The organism is Aquimarina acroporae, assembly GCF_023195925.1.
In the GTDB taxonomy this organism is placed as follows: Bacteria; Bacteroidota; Bacteroidia; order Flavobacteriales; family Flavobacteriaceae; genus Aquimarina; species Aquimarina acroporae.
This window is the reverse complement of sequence record NZ_JALPRE010000001.1, coordinates 805,839-819,570: the sequence shown is the minus strand read 5'-3', so window position 1 is coordinate 819,570 and position 13,732 is coordinate 805,839. Positions and strand designations below refer to the sequence as shown.

General features: G+C 33.6%; 13 protein-coding genes and 3 tRNA genes. 6 read left to right on the top strand and 10 right to left on the bottom strand.

Going from position 1 to position 13,732, the window contains the following annotated elements; genetic code table 11:
- Nucleotides 1-43 precede the first annotated feature (43 nt).
- Together M0D21_RS04085 and corA are read left to right on the top strand one after the other, a co-directional pair.
- On the top strand, nucleotides 44-1,750 hold the full coding sequence (locus M0D21_RS04085) for a serine hydrolase domain-containing protein (protein ID WP_248327163.1): 1,707 nt from the start codon (nucleotides 44-46) through the stop codon (nucleotides 1,748-1,750).
- Between the two features lie 115 nt (nucleotides 1,751-1,865).
- Nucleotides 1,866-2,933 (top strand): magnesium/cobalt transporter CorA, encoded by a 1,068-nt coding sequence (gene corA, locus M0D21_RS04080; protein ID WP_248327162.1) that lies wholly within the window; start codon nucleotides 1,866-1,868, stop codon nucleotides 2,931-2,933.
- Between the two features lie 21 nt (nucleotides 2,934-2,954).
- Here the strand turns inward: corA and M0D21_RS04075 are convergent, their stop codons facing one another.
- The 3 genes from M0D21_RS04075 to galK form a co-directional block, all read right to left on the bottom strand.
- Nucleotides 2,955-3,545: a DUF6134 family protein gene (locus tag M0D21_RS04075; protein ID WP_248327161.1), complete on the bottom strand. Its 591-nt coding sequence runs from the start codon at nucleotides 3,543-3,545 to the stop codon at nucleotides 2,955-2,957.
- 94 nt (nucleotides 3,546-3,639) lie between these two features.
- Nucleotides 3,640-4,680 carry a UDP-glucose--hexose-1-phosphate uridylyltransferase gene (locus M0D21_RS04070; protein WP_248327160.1) on the bottom strand — a complete coding sequence of 347 codons (1,041 nt, stop codon included), beginning with the start codon at nucleotides 4,678-4,680 and terminating at the stop codon, nucleotides 3,640-3,642.
- A 1-nt stretch (nucleotide 4,681) separates the two neighbouring features.
- Entirely contained in the window at nucleotides 4,682-5,830 is a 1,149-nt protein-coding gene (galK, locus tag M0D21_RS04065; RefSeq protein WP_248327158.1) for a galactokinase, read from the bottom strand.
- 72 nt (nucleotides 5,831-5,902) lie between these two features.
- On the opposite strand from galK, the gene M0D21_RS04060 reads away from it, so the two are divergent.
- A complete protein-coding gene (locus tag M0D21_RS04060; protein WP_248327156.1) occupies nucleotides 5,903-6,631 on the top strand; it encodes an NUDIX hydrolase in 729 nt (242 codons plus the stop codon).
- Nucleotides 6,632-6,700: 69 nt separating this feature from the next.
- Here M0D21_RS04060 and M0D21_RS04055 read toward each other — a convergent pair.
- From M0D21_RS04055 to M0D21_RS04045, 3 genes are all read right to left on the bottom strand, one after another.
- Nucleotides 6,701-6,774 (bottom strand) — tRNA-Arg (locus M0D21_RS04055).
- 100 nt (nucleotides 6,775-6,874) lie between these two features.
- Nucleotides 6,875-6,949: transfer RNA gene (locus M0D21_RS04050), tRNA-Pro, on the bottom strand.
- An 8-nt stretch (nucleotides 6,950-6,957) separates the two neighbouring features.
- Nucleotides 6,958-7,041, bottom strand: a tRNA-Ser gene (locus M0D21_RS04045).
- Between the two features lie 232 nt (nucleotides 7,042-7,273).
- On the opposite strand from M0D21_RS04045, the gene M0D21_RS04040 reads away from it, so the two are divergent.
- Complete coding sequence (locus tag M0D21_RS04040; protein ID WP_248327154.1) at nucleotides 7,274-8,896, top strand: hypothetical protein; 1,623 nt, start codon at nucleotides 7,274-7,276, stop codon at nucleotides 8,894-8,896.
- Between the two features lie 15 nt (nucleotides 8,897-8,911).
- The gene (locus M0D21_RS04035; protein WP_248327152.1) at nucleotides 8,912-9,388 is read left to right on the top strand and encodes a hypothetical protein; all 477 of its coding nucleotides are present in this window, start codon (nucleotides 8,912-8,914) and stop codon (nucleotides 9,386-9,388) included.
- Here M0D21_RS04035 and M0D21_RS04030 read toward each other — a convergent pair.
- The 4 genes from M0D21_RS04030 to M0D21_RS04015 all read right to left on the bottom strand — a co-directional run bounded on the left by M0D21_RS04030 (nucleotide 9,385) and on the right by M0D21_RS04015 (nucleotide 12,929).
- Nucleotides 9,385-10,575: a class I SAM-dependent methyltransferase gene (locus M0D21_RS04030; RefSeq protein ID WP_248327151.1), complete on the bottom strand. Its 1,191-nt coding sequence runs from the start codon at nucleotides 10,573-10,575 to the stop codon at nucleotides 9,385-9,387. The two genes, M0D21_RS04035 and M0D21_RS04030, sit on opposite strands and share 4 nt — an antisense overlap.
- Nucleotides 10,576-10,606: 31 nt before the next feature.
- Nucleotides 10,607-11,695: an AI-2E family transporter gene (locus M0D21_RS04025; protein WP_248327149.1), complete on the bottom strand. Its 1,089-nt coding sequence runs from the start codon at nucleotides 11,693-11,695 to the stop codon at nucleotides 10,607-10,609.
- Nucleotides 11,696-11,760: 65 nt separating this feature from the next.
- The gene (locus tag M0D21_RS04020; RefSeq protein WP_248327147.1) at nucleotides 11,761-12,285 is read right to left on the bottom strand and encodes a TrmH family RNA methyltransferase; all 525 of its coding nucleotides are present in this window, start codon (nucleotides 12,283-12,285) and stop codon (nucleotides 11,761-11,763) included.
- A complete protein-coding gene (locus M0D21_RS04015; RefSeq protein ID WP_248327145.1) occupies nucleotides 12,285-12,929 on the bottom strand; it encodes a DUF4159 domain-containing protein in 645 nt (214 codons plus the stop codon). Before M0D21_RS04015 ends, M0D21_RS04020 begins: the two co-directional genes overlap by 1 nt.
- A gap of 44 nt (nucleotides 12,930-12,973) precedes the next feature.
- Between M0D21_RS04015 and M0D21_RS04010 the strand changes: the two genes are divergently transcribed.
- Nucleotides 12,974-13,693, top strand: a complete 720-nt coding sequence (locus M0D21_RS04010; RefSeq protein WP_248327143.1) for a DUF1223 domain-containing protein — start codon at nucleotides 12,974-12,976, stop codon at nucleotides 13,691-13,693.
- Nucleotides 13,694-13,732: the final 39 nt, after the last annotated feature.

Genomic DNA, 13,732 nt, shown 5'->3' with positions numbered 1-13,732 from the left:
TTTTCTAAAACCGGTATACTATACTTGTTTTAAAATTAATAGTATGAAAAAAATAAAGACGCAATTAGGATTACTTTTCTTAATTTTTACACAAATTTCCATTAGTCAGGTAAATAGTACAAATGGGATTTCTAAATCTCAGGAGCGACAAATAGATAGTTTGTTTATAGGTTTTAACGATACTACCAAACCGGGAGTCGTTATGGCTATCATTCATGATAAAAAGGTAGTTTACAAAAAGTCATTTGGAGCAGCCAATATAACATATAAAACTCCTATAGGAAGTGATACAAAATTTCAAATAGCAGATATGGCGAGGCATTTTACGGCTTTTGGAATTTTACTTTTGGAAAAGCAAAAAAAACTCTCTCTTGAAGACGATGCAAGAAAATATATTTCACAATTGTCTCGGTATGTAAAACCTATAAAAATTGTTGATTTATTACGTAATTCTGATGGTTTATATGATGTCAATGCTTTAAAGACCGTCTCTGGGAGGTCCCACGATTTTGAAATTTCTAATGATCAGGTTTTGGGAATATTACCCAATATTACTTCTTCTAATTTTAGCCCAGGAACCAATTACCAGTATACCGATACTTCTATCATTTTATTGACAGAGATTATCAAAAAAGTGTCAGGGAGTACGTTTTCAGAATTTATGGATAAAGAGGTTTTTGAACCAGTGAGAATGACCAATACTACATTTGTAGAATCGGAGAACGTGGTGTTAACTAACCTTGCGACTCCGTATCGAAACAGAAATGATCAATTTGTTGATGGAGATACTTTTGATGAGGTTTTTGGTATATCAAATCTTTTTTCAACGATTGATGATTTAGTAAAATGGGAACTGAATGTGATGAACCCCAACCCCGAAAACAAATTGATATTTGAAAAATTAAATTCTTTAGTTACCCTGGATAATAAAAAAGAATATAGTACTTCTCTGGGGAAACTAACCTATGGGCAACAATTTACGCATTTAGAAAGAGGATTAAGTTCTACCTATCATACCGGCCAATATGGTGGCTTTGCAAGTTCAATGTTTAGATTTCCAGATCAGAATTATGCTGCAATCGTCTTAAGCAATAATGGTTTAGAATACAATGGCTATTTTGGAGTATTGGCGGCGCACATATTATTAAGAAATAAATTTCCTGAGCCACCTTCAATAGATATTGAATCTTTGGATACCCAACCAATTTCTAGAGGAGAATTACAAAAATATGAAGGAACCTATTGGGACCAGGAAGGAGGATTTTACAGAACGCTAAAAGTAGAAAATGACACCCTCAAATATGCAAGAACCAATGGGTTTGTGTCTCCTTTAATATATCTAGGAAAGGATAAATTTCAAATGGTTTTAGATTGGGATGATAAGATTTTTATCCATTTTGAGAAAGGCAAAAAAACGTTTCGTTTCATAAATGGTGAGGCTGATCCTATTTTGTTTCAAAGATTTATATTAAAAGAAAAGCTATCTCAAAAAGCCCAAGAATATGTAGGTACGTTTTATACCAAAGAATTACAAATAGGTTACGATATTAGGCTTCATGATGGCAAACTTGTGGTTAGTAATGTGTTTACAGAAGATGTGGAGCTGACTCCTATTATGGATGAGTTGTTTCATGGGAATCAATGGTTCATGAGAGCTATTCGATTTCAAAGAAACTCAAAAAATGAAATAACGGGTTTCTCTACGGCTATGAATGACATTATGGGATTATGGTTTGAAAAAATGAAATAATAAAAACCGTCTTCGCAGATCAAATGGGCCATTAGAATTTAAGATGATAGCAGGTATATTGTACTTGTAAGGAAGATACTAAAGTATTACATTGTAGATGAATTATATCTTATTTATGAAAGAGACATCGCATTCATCTATTACCAAAACCATAGGTTTGGTTCCCGGTTCTGTAGTTTATGTAGGTAAAAAAAAATCGACCGATTTATATATAGAAGTTTTTGACTATAACAAGACATTTTTAGAGGAGAAAGAATTAAATGATATTGAGGAAACCTACGCTTATATCGATTCGAAACCTATTACCTGGATTAATATTAATGGGCTTAATCATACTTCGGCAATTGAGAAAATAGGAAATTATTGTAACCTACATCCATTAATTCTGGAAGATATAGCCAATACTCATCAAAGACCAAAGATTGATGAGTATGAGGATTATCTCTTTGTAGTATTGAAGATGTTATATTTTGATCAAGATCAAAAATTAATTATCGAACATATAAGCTTTGTTTTGGGAGATGGGTTTGTATTAACGTTTCAAGAATCTAATGGAGATGTTTTTGATACGATTAGGAACCGTATAAGAAATGATAAAGGACGAATAAGATCTTTAGGAGCCGACTACTTGTTATATGCATTGATGGATGCTGTTGTGGATAATTATTTCAATTTAACAGAGGCTATGGCCGATAAGATAGAAGAGCTTGAAGATGATCTTTTTGAAGAAAAATCTAAGGATGATATTACGCATGATATTCAAAACTTAAAAAGAGAGATTTTAAAAATAAGGAGAGCTGTGTATCCTTTGCGTGAGGTGGTAAACCGATTAGAAAAAAGTGAGCATAAACTGATAAGTAAAAAAACTCAGTTTTATCTGAGAGATCTTTACGATCATATCATCCAAGTTTCAGAAAACGTCGAGATCTATCGCGATATGGTATGGGGATTAATGGATATGTATATGACCACGATTAGTAATAAAATGAACGAGGTTATGAAAGTGCTTACTATTATAGCAACAATATTTATTCCTCTAACATTTTTGGCAGGTATCTATGGGATGAATTTTGAAAATATCCCTGAGCTTAAATACAAATATGGTTACTATATATTTTGGGGAGCTCTTTTGATTATTTTTGCAGGGCTTGTAGCTTATTTTAAAAGAAAAAAGTGGTTATAGATAGACCTGTTTGTGAGATAGCTATTTTCTTAGTATCAAATCAAAATGGATTAAAGAATTATTGATAGTAGCCTTCTCAAGTATATTTTGATGATAATGATATTTATTTTTTTTACCATTGTGAAGAGTAAGTTCATAGCTGTTGGCATTAATTTTTTGAATGTTTCCAAATTGCCCGGTGTATTCAGAAAAGACCTTTTTAATCTCCCTAGGCTCATCAAAGAAAAGTCTAATACCACTATAATTAATTTTTTCTAATACTTTTTGCTGCTTTTTACTTTTTGAAGTAATAGAGTAGTAGGTGTCCTGCCAATTTATTTCATTGGAGTGATAAGGTTTCCCGTTAACCATATTTTGTACACTAGCAGAAAGTAAATACCCTGAAACATAGGTTGCTTTAATCATGTATTTCATGTGCACATTAATTAAAAGCTTCGCTGTCATGTCTACATTGTAATGATAATATGTAATATTTTCTTTGTTCGATTTAGATACCGTTACCATACCAAGAGTATCTTTTTTCGAGATAATATCATAAATCTGCGTTTGCGCAGAAATGGACACACTCAGAATTAAAGAAGTAAAAGTTGATGAAAATAGCCTCAAATTCATACATAAATCTAATGGGGTTAGTATATCTAAAATACAGAATAATGAGCTAAAGATTTAACTTCTTATAGTTTAATTTGAGTTTTGTCGTTAGAAACTACATTAGTGAATAGTGCTTTGTGGGCATGTTTCTTAAGGTGTCTGCAGCTTGTTCTGCTGTAATATCCCTTTGAGGATCTGCAAACATTTCATATCCTACCATGAACTTTTTTACAGTTGCCGATCGTAAAAGTGGAGGATAAAACGACATGTGAAAATGCCATTCATCATGAGAATTACCATCGGTAGGAGCTTGGTGTATTCCTGCAGAGTACGGGAAGCTGGTTTTGAATAAGTTATCGTATCTTGTAGTGACATCTTTAATCATAGCTGAAAAAGATGTTACTTCTTTTGTGGTAAGTTGATCTATACTTTGAATTTTTCTTTTGGGAAGTATCATGACTTCATATGGCCAAATAGCCCAGTAAGGGACAAGAGCAACAAAGGATGCGTTTTCGAAAATAACTCGTTCTTTATGATGTAGCTCTTGCTCAAGATAATCTGTCAGAAGACCTCTACCATTTTTTTGCCAATAGTCAAGTTGGTTTTGAGTCTTTTTGGTAACTTCCATAGGAATAGATTCTTGTGCCCATATTTGACCATGTGGATGAGGATTACTACACCCCATAATATCACCCTTATTCTCAAAAATCTGTATATGATTGATGTAGGGTATGCTGCCTAATTCTTTATACTCTTTGATCCATAGATTAACAACATCTTCGATACCTTTTACTGGCATGATGGGCAAGGTGAGGGAGTGATCTGGAGAAAAACACACTACTTTACAGATCCCTCTCTCTGATTTTGCGCGAAGTAGTCCTTCAGAATAATTTTCTTCAGGAACCGAAGATAATAAAGCTGAATAATCATTTACAAACGAAAATGGGTTAGTGTATTGAGGGTTTACACTTCCGTTGGCCCTTGTATTTCCTGGGCATAGGTAACAGTTTTCATCATAAAACTTTGATTCTTCGAGTTTGACCTGTTCTTGTTTACCTTGCCATGGTCTTTTAGTTCTATGTGGAGAGACTAAGATCCATTCTCCGGTCAAAATATTGTACCGTCTATGTGAGTTATCGTTTAAAACCGTATTCATTTTATTCTTTTTTTGCGTGAACTATTTCTTGGTGAGTACCTTGACTTGGAGTCACCAAAAAAGCATCTAGGGTGATATTGAATTTTGTGTGATATGCTTTGCTAATATCTTTAATGTATTGATCAACATGATCAGATTGAACTATGTTCACTGTACACCCTCCAAATCCTCCTCCCATCATTCTTGATCCGAGTACATATTCTTTATCTTTTGAAAAATCTACTAAATAATCTAATTCTGCACAGCTTATTTCATATTGATATCGTAATCCTTCATGACATTCATAAAGAAGCTTGCCGAAGTTGTTTAGGTCATCTTTTGCTAAAAATTGGGCTGCATTTTGAACCCGTTCGTTTTCCTGAATGATGTATAAACATCTTTGATAAATAAGTTCTGGCAGATCGTTTTTTACATTTTTTAGTGTTTTGAGGTCGACATCTCTCAACGAATTAACCTTTGGATATTTCTGTTTGATGATTTTAACTCCTTGTTCGCATTGTTCTCTTCTTTGATTATAATTACTTGTGGAAAGATTATGTTCTACGTTGGTATTGAGGATTAGAATTTTGTAATCATTTAGATTCATTGGTATAAGCTCGTATTCCAACGATTTACAATCTAGAAAGAGAACTTTATCTTTTTCTCCAAATACCGACGCATACTGATCCATTATACCACATTTGGTACCAACATATTCATGCTCTGCATCTCGGCTTAACTTGGCAATTTCTAGTTTTGAGATATTAAGTTGGAATAGTTCATTAATACCAAATGCAAATCCACATTCAAGTGCAGCAGATGAACTAAGTCCAGATCCAATAGCCAGTTCACTGGTAATTATGCAATCAAACCCCTTGATACGATCAGATCTTTTTAATAACTGGTGTAGAACTCCTAGAATGTAGTTTTCCCAGTTTTCTTTACTTGGTTTTACTTGTTTTAAGTTGACAACAAGAGATTTTCCATAATTCTTGCTGTATATATTACAAATATGATCTGTATTATTTTTACAAAACTCAAACTTAATTTTTTTATCTATAGCCGCGGGAAGAACAAATCCGTTGTTGTAATCTGTATGCCCACCAATAAAATTTATTCTACCTGGTGAAGCTACTATGATGTCAGGCGTAAAATTCCTTTCTTTGTTCATAATCAGTTTGTATTTGATAACAAAAATAATAAATGTATTTATTACATTTAATAAATTTAAAAGAATATTTATATGGAATTTGCCAAAAATCAACAAAACAGTTGGTATGAACATAAAGAAAAGATGTACGTAGCTGTGGATTGTATCATTTTTGGTTTTGATAATGAAACGCTCAAGTTGTTGGTTTTTAAGCGGGAAATAGATCCGTTAAAAGGTGATTGGTCTTTAATAGGCAGCTTTGTACGACCTGAGGAAAGTGCAAATCAAGCGGCGTTACGAACTTTAAAGGACGTCACTGGTCTCGAGAATATATTTTTAGATGAGTTAAAAACCTATACAGAGGTAAATAGAGATCCAGGAGCTAGATGTGTTTGTGTGGCACAATATGCCTTAATAAGAATTGATGATCATGATAAAGAATTGGTGAACAAACATGGTGCTTATTGGTTCTCCTTAGATGATTTACCTAAACTTGTTTTAGATCACGATCAAATGGTCAAAGATGCATTGGAAAAGCTTAGGGATAAAGCCAGGTTTTTTCCTATTGGTTTTGAGTTGCTTCCTGAGCATTTTACCATACCGCAGATGCAAACGTTATATGAACAGATTTTTCAAAAGAAGATTGATACCAGAAACTTCAGAAAGAAAGTGCTCTCTCTAGATTTTTTGAAGAATACAGAAATCAAAGACAAGTCATCTTCAAAAAAAGGAGCTTATTTGTACAAGTTTGATAAGAAAAAATATGATAGTTTGAAACAAACCGGTTTTAACCTTCCTATTATCAAAGAAACAAGATCGTAAGAAATTATTAATTATTAAAGTTCTAAAAGTATACAAAACAAAAAAGCCTTACATAAGTAAGGCTTTTTGTGATCGCGACAGGATTCGAACCTGTGACCGTCTGCTTAGAAGGCAGATGCTCTATCCAGCTGAGCTACGCGACCGAAAATATGTGTGTCGGGGTGGCAGGATTCGAACCTGTGACCGTCTGCTTAGAAGGCAGATGCTCTATCCAGCTGAGCTACGCGACCGAAAATATGTGTGTCGGGGTGGCAGGATTCGAACCAGCGACCTCCAGCTCCCAAAGCAGGCGCGATGACCGGGCTACGCTACACCCCGAAAAAATGCGGAGAGACGGGGACTCGAACCCCGGCAACACTTTCGCGTTGACAGATTAGCAATCTGCTGCATTACCACTCTGCCACCTCTCCTTTAATTTTTTTAAGAACTCCGCATTAGTATTTCAAATGCGGATGCAAATGTAGCTTTTATGTCCCTACAATGCAACATTTTTTTTGCATTATTTTCTTTTTAATTCAACCTTGTTTTTAAAAACTTGAAAATCAGTTTTTTCTTGAGTTTAATTTTGGTCTAAACTTTGTAGAATGCTATCAAAACAACCCTTTTTATATATTTGTAGTGTATAGACCCATATTTTATGTTATGAACGCCTTTAAAAACCTATCAAAAACAAAACTATTCTATCTATTGATATGTAGTTTTTTTATCAGTAACCTTGCCAATGCTCAAAAACCAATACTTCTAGAAGATTTTTCTTTTAAGACTGGTGAAAAGTATAAACGAATAAAGAACCTCAATACCTACTACGTAGCTGCTAATAATAGATTGGTTTCTATTAAAAAAGGACGTAATTCGATGACTATACAGCGATTCAACCTAGAAGATCTTAAGGAAGATATAAAACAACGACAAGTTATTGAGGACAAAGGTGATTTTCAAACGGTGATGAAGCTTAATGATAAAGCGGTGGTTTTTTATACTAAGAGCAATCGTGCTTATGGGCAAAAAGTATCTCTTACAGGAATAGTTGCAGAAAAACCCATTCAACTGGTAAATGATAAAGAAAGCGTAGCAAAAGACTTTGGGTTCAAAAGTACTTATGGTTACGACGCAGGAGGAAGAATAAATCAGTTTGTGTTTAAAAAATCTCCAAACGGAAGAAAATTATTGGTTTTGTTTAGAATAAAAACAGCCGATAATAAACCAGATAAGGTAGGGGTGACCGTTTTTAGTGATGGTCTTAACTTATTGTGGAGAAGGAAAGTAACAATGCCTCATCCTTCAAATCTTATGCAAGGTGAAGATTTTGCAATCGACGATAATGGTAACTTTTATATGACTGCATCTTTTTTTGATGAGGTTTCTGATGATAAAGATAAAATAGAAACATCTTACGTTACCGAGGTGTATAGAATTACTGAAAATAGTGGTCCTGTTGCGGCAAATAAACTAAGCATTTCAGGACATTCTATTACCGATGGGGTTATAGAATTTGACAATAGCGGAAAAGCTCGAGTTTCTGGATTTTATGCGAACAATGCCAATAAAGCAGAAATCTCAGGTGTGTTCTCTGCAACACTTGGAGATGATGGGGCTGTGAGCTCGATAACCAAAGGAGATATTTCTGGGCAAATCAATCAAAAATGGATACTAGAGCGTGAGGCTCGTATCAACGAAGGTACACAGAAGGAAGATGATATAAAAGATCTGGAAAACCTCCGAGTAAATGACGTGATACTCAATGCAGATGGTAGTACTACCATCCTTGGAGAACAACGATATGTAGAAACATTTACAACTTCTAGCTCTTCTGGTTCAAGAACGACTTATAGATATTATTATAGAGATATTTTTGCTTTTAAACTTAAAAGTGATAATTCTTTGGCTTGGGTTCATAAATTACCAAAGAATCAATTAGGAACTGTAAGTAAGCGAAGTATGTCTTATCTTAATTTTATGAACGGAGGTAAACACTACTTATTTTATATTGACGATTTCACCAACCTTAAACGATCTTTTGAGGAAGCACCAACGCGTTATTTTGATGGCAAAAAAGAATTTATTTATATGACTTCTTATGTGATTGATGATAGTACAGGAGAAGTGACCAAAGAGGCTATTTTAACAGGTAGCGATATTAGAAACTCCCGTTTAGATGTGTTAGAGCTTACCAAAGCAGCGACTTTGCCAAATAAGGATATGATTTTTGAGGCATATGATGGTAAAAAGAATAATTTATTACTTAAAGTATCGTTAGCCCAATAAGATTTAATTCGTTTTATGAAAATTGTAATTGCTCTATTTATTCTTTGTGGTTTTAAGCCGTTAACAGATGTTGTATCGGTAGAAGAAATACGAAATTCTTATAAACATTGTAATAGCTCAAAAGAAAAGGCGGATGAGTTCTATGAATTAACTCAAAAAGGACTCAGGAATAAGGGAGCAGTTTACAAAGGTTATCATGGGGCCGCACTGGCATTGAAGGCTTCTTTTGGTTGGAACCCTTTTTCTAAACTATCTCATTTCAACAAAGGAAAAAAAATGATAGAAGAAGCTATTCAAGCCGAGCCAGAAAATATAGAGCTTAGAATGATACGACTTAGTATTCAGGCCAATGCACCCAAAATTGTTGGGTATTATAAAAATATCGATGAGGATAAAGATTTTATGCTCAAAAATGTAGAGGCTATAAAAGAAATAGAGTTAAAGGAGTATATAGAAGGGTATATCGATAATGCACCCGAATTCTCTAACTAAACGATAGTAGCTTTTCTGCAATGTATTACGAGCTTATTCTCCTCCTTATCTGTGGTAAAAAACAAGTAATCATTGCCTCCATCCTTAATTTTAAGCTTTTTTCTTAAGCTAGACACCGTTTCAGGGAAGTTACGTGTAGTTATATTGGCTTTCGTAAACCCTGCTTTAGAGATGTTCTTTTTATGATAGGGCAGTACCGAAATAATTTCAAAACACCTGCCAGGGAAATTGAATAAATTATCTGAAGTGTATAAATGCGAATGTTGATGTAATTTTACTAACTCTAGTTGATGCGCTACACTTTGAAATCCTCCACTTTTTAGAATAGCTGCATTTGGTTCGTACAAAAACTTTTTTGGGAAACCATAATCTATAGAATGAATATGTTCTTCCTCTAAGTAAAAAGAGAACAATTGATCTCCTTTTTTACGGATATTGATAGTCTTAACCAAAATGTTTTTATGGGTTTTTCCATCTAGTAACCAAAGAAGTTCTTTTACTTCATTTTCTACAGCAACCACATGAATTTCTTTTACATATTGCAAAGAGTTTATTCCAGATTGAATATCTAAAAGGGGAGAGGTTTTAATAAGGATATTAGTACTTTTAGAAAATAAGAAATCTAATTGTGCGGGAACATTGGGTAAACAATCTTCTAAGAAAAAAACCTTTCCCTTGTGATCATGACGACGTGAAGGATCTATGTAAATCCAATCCACATGTTCCATATCTTCCAAAACCTTTAAACCGTCATTTGCTATCGTTTTGATATTTTCTGCTTGTAGGATAGCAAAGTTATGTGTTGCGATTTTACTTAATTCTGTATTCAACTCGCAATGGGTTATATGATTTACTTTTTTAGAGAAGAAATAATCATCGATTCCTAGTCCGCCAGTAACATCTATAAGTGTTTCGCCTGATACTAATTGTGATTTATAAATTGCTGTCGCTTCAGAAGAAGTTTGCTCTAAGTTTAGTGTTGGTGGGTAATATATCGATCTCTTAGTAAACCACGAGGGGATTTTGTTTTTGGCCGTTAAGCGCCCTTTAATTTGTTGGGCCAATTCTTTTATATTGATATGCTCAAAAGGACTTCCTTTTAGAATAAGCGCATTCAAATCGATAGGAGCATTTGATTTTTCTACTATAAACTCCTGAACTTCGGTATTTAAAATATCTGGATTCAATCTGTTGTGTTCCCTAGTTGAACTTCTGATCTTATAGGTCTTTGGTTAATGTTTTTACAATCTTATATTCAGATAAAAACTCTTTTGCTATTACTTTTATCGCTGTGTATGATGGTACGGCAACAATAAGACCTCCTATACCAAATAATAAACCAAAAATAAGTATGGCAAGAAATATCTCCAGCGGGTGGGATTTTACACTGGTTCCAAAAATCAATGGTTGATTTATAAAATTATCGATAAGTTGTATAATGAGATACCCAATGAGTATGTACAATAGTTTAGGAAGCATTACTGTTTGAAAATCATATCCAAGGTTACTAGTAGTGGCTAAAAAGATCATAAATATTCCACCAAATAAGGGGCCGATGTAAGGAATAAGATTTAGAATTGCCGCAATCAAGGCTACCGCTATGGCATTGTGTACTCCAAAAATTAATAAAAGAATGGTATATAGCACAAATAAGATAACGACTTGAAGCAACAATCCTACAAAGTATCTTGACAGTAAATCTTTGATTTTTGTAAAGGCCCTCATGAATTTATTTTCATCCTCTTTCTTTGCAAATACCAAAAGGCTATTCTCCAGTAGTAAACTGTCTTTGAGGAGAAAGAAAGAAATGAAAAGTACAGAGAATAAACCAATTAATACGGCTCCAAAACCACTTAAAAATGAATTAATCATATTAGGTACAGCTTTTAAATCAAAAAACTGCATGAGATCGGTTTGTTTAAACAGTTCTACAAAACTTAGCTTTTCAACATTAAAATAATCGCTTACCTCTTGATTTAATCTATCGAGATCATCACCAATTTGATTAATATTAATTTCTCCAATAAGCTGTCCCTGTTCTGTAATTATGGGTACAAACAGCATAAAAATGCTAAAGAATAAGCCTAAGGTGATAAATAGTGTAAAAACAACTGCCAGGGTATTGTTAAATTTCAGTTTTCTTTTCAAAAAAGATACCAATGGTCTCCCCATAAGTGAAATTACTGCAGCAAATGCAATGTAGATTAATACAGACCTAATTTGATATAGAAACCATAATAATCCTAATACACCAACTATAATAGCTACTGCTCTTAGTATCCCGTATGCGATTGTTTTTGAATTCATAGATTACAAAGTTTTGTAAAAATGAGTTTTAAAGTTACAAAGTTTCTCTTTGGTAGAAATATTTTTCAATTATCAGATGAATATTCTAGTTGTTTAACCATTTCATATAGAGCAATACCAGTAGCATTAGCTACATTCATGCTAGTGTTAATACCATACATCTCAATATGAAGGCAGCTATCACAGAGCACAATAATGTCTTCAGAAACGCCAAAATTTTCTTCACCAATAACAAGTACAAGCTTTTGATTAGTAGTAAAGGTATATTCATGTATAGGAATACTGTTTTTTGTGATTTCTAGTGCCAAAATGTGATGCCCCTCAGCCTTAAGTTTTTTAATAACATCTACTGAAGATTCAATTTCCTGGTAGGGGACTACATTATGGGTAGATCTGGATGTACGCTGCATTCGTTTACTTACCACATTAATATCTTCTCCTCCAAAATAAATTTGTGATACACCAAAACTATCAGCAATTCTAAAAATGCTCCCGATATTTGCAGGTGAATTTACTCGGTCACAAACCAGAATAATTGGAAATTGCTTCTTTGTAAATTTTGAATTGTAGTGATGAAGTTGATCTGCCATTAATTTTCAAAAGCATATTTAATGATATTGGCTCCCATTCTTAGAGCCTTAAGTCTCACCTCTTCGGGATCGTTATGCACTTCAGGGTTTTCCCATCCATCTCCCAGATCACTTTCAAAAGTAAATAGTAATACCAATCGATCTTCATGTATAATTCCTAGCGCTTGAGGTCGTTTACCGTCATGTTCATGAATTTTGGGTAACCCTTGAGGAAAATTAAATTTAGATGAAAAAATCGGATGTGAAACAGGTAATTCTATTAATTCTTTGTCAGGAAAAACTTTAAGAAGTTCTTTTTTTAAATAGGGCTCCATACCATAGTTATCATCGATGTGTAAAAAGCCGCCGCTTAGTAAATAATTTCTAAGATTTTCTGCATCCTCCTCAGTGAAAAACACATTACCGTGACCCGTCATATGTAAATAAGGATATTGGAAAATATCTACACTTTCGGGTTTTACCGTCTTTGGTTTGCTATTTATCGAGGTTTTGATATTACGATTACAAAAAGTAATTAAATTAGGTAAAGCGGTTGGATTACTATACCAATCACCTCCGCCTTTATACTGTAGAATGGCTATCTCCTGGCTATAAACTGTCAAGGAAACAAAAATAATAAAGATGAATACAGTAAGTTTTCGCATAAGTGGCGTCTAAATTAGAGTCTAAAAATACTAAAATTACCTCGATGATAAAGAAGCTTATACTTTCGTTAACGATAATTACTTCGTTTGGTCTGGTAGCTCAAGAAAATACCACTGGACCTATAGTGTTTGAATTGTTTACTTCACAAGGATGTAGTAGCTGTCCCGCTGCTGATGAACTTTTGGAACAGATTGATGAAAAATATAAAGATCAAAATGTATTCGTCTTGTCTTATCATGTAGATTATTGGAACCGTTTAGGATGGCGAGACCCTTTTAGCTCAGAATCTTTTAGTGACTATCAAAGGGAATATGCAATAAAATTTAATAGTAGGTCTATATATACACCCCAATTGGTAGTAAATGGTAATGAACACTTTACAGGTTCGAATAGGTATAAAGTAAATAATGCATTGGAAAAGTATGCTAAATCAAAAACAAAACAAACTATTGTTTTAGAAAATGTAAAGCGAGATAATACAGAGCTGCTTTTTTCATATGTGGTAGAAGGTCAAGAATTTAATACGGTAACACTAACATTGGTAGTTTCAGAGAGAATCACAAAAATAGCGAGGGGTGAGAATAGAAACCGAACTCTAAAGAATACAAATATTGTAGCCAATAGAGCAGTGAGTCGGGAAAAATCGGGAAATATAGTGCTTAAAATACCAGAATGGGTTTCTGAAAATGATGAGCTTTCGATTATTGCATATGTTCAAAATGCTTCACTTCAAACTATAGGAGCGACTAAAAAAGAGATTTAAAATAATCGCAATTGGGATAATCTTAACTTGAAAGATTTG

Excerpts from the sequence above, each read along its gene's own strand:
- M0D21_RS04085 (WP_248327163.1), top strand. The coding sequence starts at position 44 with ATGAAAAAAATAAAGACGCAATTAGGATTACTTTTCTTAATTTTTACA.
- corA (WP_248327162.1), top strand. The coding sequence starts at position 1,866 with ATGAAAGAGACATCGCATTCATCTATTACCAAAACCATAGGTTTGGTT.
- M0D21_RS04075 (WP_248327161.1), bottom strand. The coding sequence starts at position 3,545 with ATGAATTTGAGGCTATTTTCATCAACTTTTACTTCTTTAATTCTGAGT.
- M0D21_RS04070 (WP_248327160.1), bottom strand. The coding sequence starts at position 4,680 with ATGAATACGGTTTTAAACGATAACTCACATAGACGGTACAATATTTTG.
- galK (WP_248327158.1), bottom strand. The coding sequence starts at position 5,830 with ATGAACAAAGAAAGGAATTTTACGCCTGACATCATAGTAGCTTCACCA.
- M0D21_RS04060 (WP_248327156.1), top strand. The coding sequence starts at position 5,903 with ATGGAATTTGCCAAAAATCAACAAAACAGTTGGTATGAACATAAAGAA.
- M0D21_RS04040 (WP_248327154.1), top strand. The coding sequence starts at position 7,274 with ATGAACGCCTTTAAAAACCTATCAAAAACAAAACTATTCTATCTATTG.
- M0D21_RS04035 (WP_248327152.1), top strand. The coding sequence starts at position 8,912 with ATGAAAATTGTAATTGCTCTATTTATTCTTTGTGGTTTTAAGCCGTTA.
- M0D21_RS04025 (WP_248327149.1), bottom strand. The coding sequence starts at position 11,695 with ATGAATTCAAAAACAATCGCATACGGGATACTAAGAGCAGTAGCTATT.
- M0D21_RS04020 (WP_248327147.1), bottom strand. The coding sequence starts at position 12,285 with ATGGCAGATCAACTTCATCACTACAATTCAAAATTTACAAAGAAGCAA.
- M0D21_RS04015 (WP_248327145.1), bottom strand. The coding sequence starts at position 12,929 with ATGCGAAAACTTACTGTATTCATCTTTATTATTTTTGTTTCCTTGACA.
- M0D21_RS04010 (WP_248327143.1), top strand. The coding sequence starts at position 12,974 with ATGATAAAGAAGCTTATACTTTCGTTAACGATAATTACTTCGTTTGGT.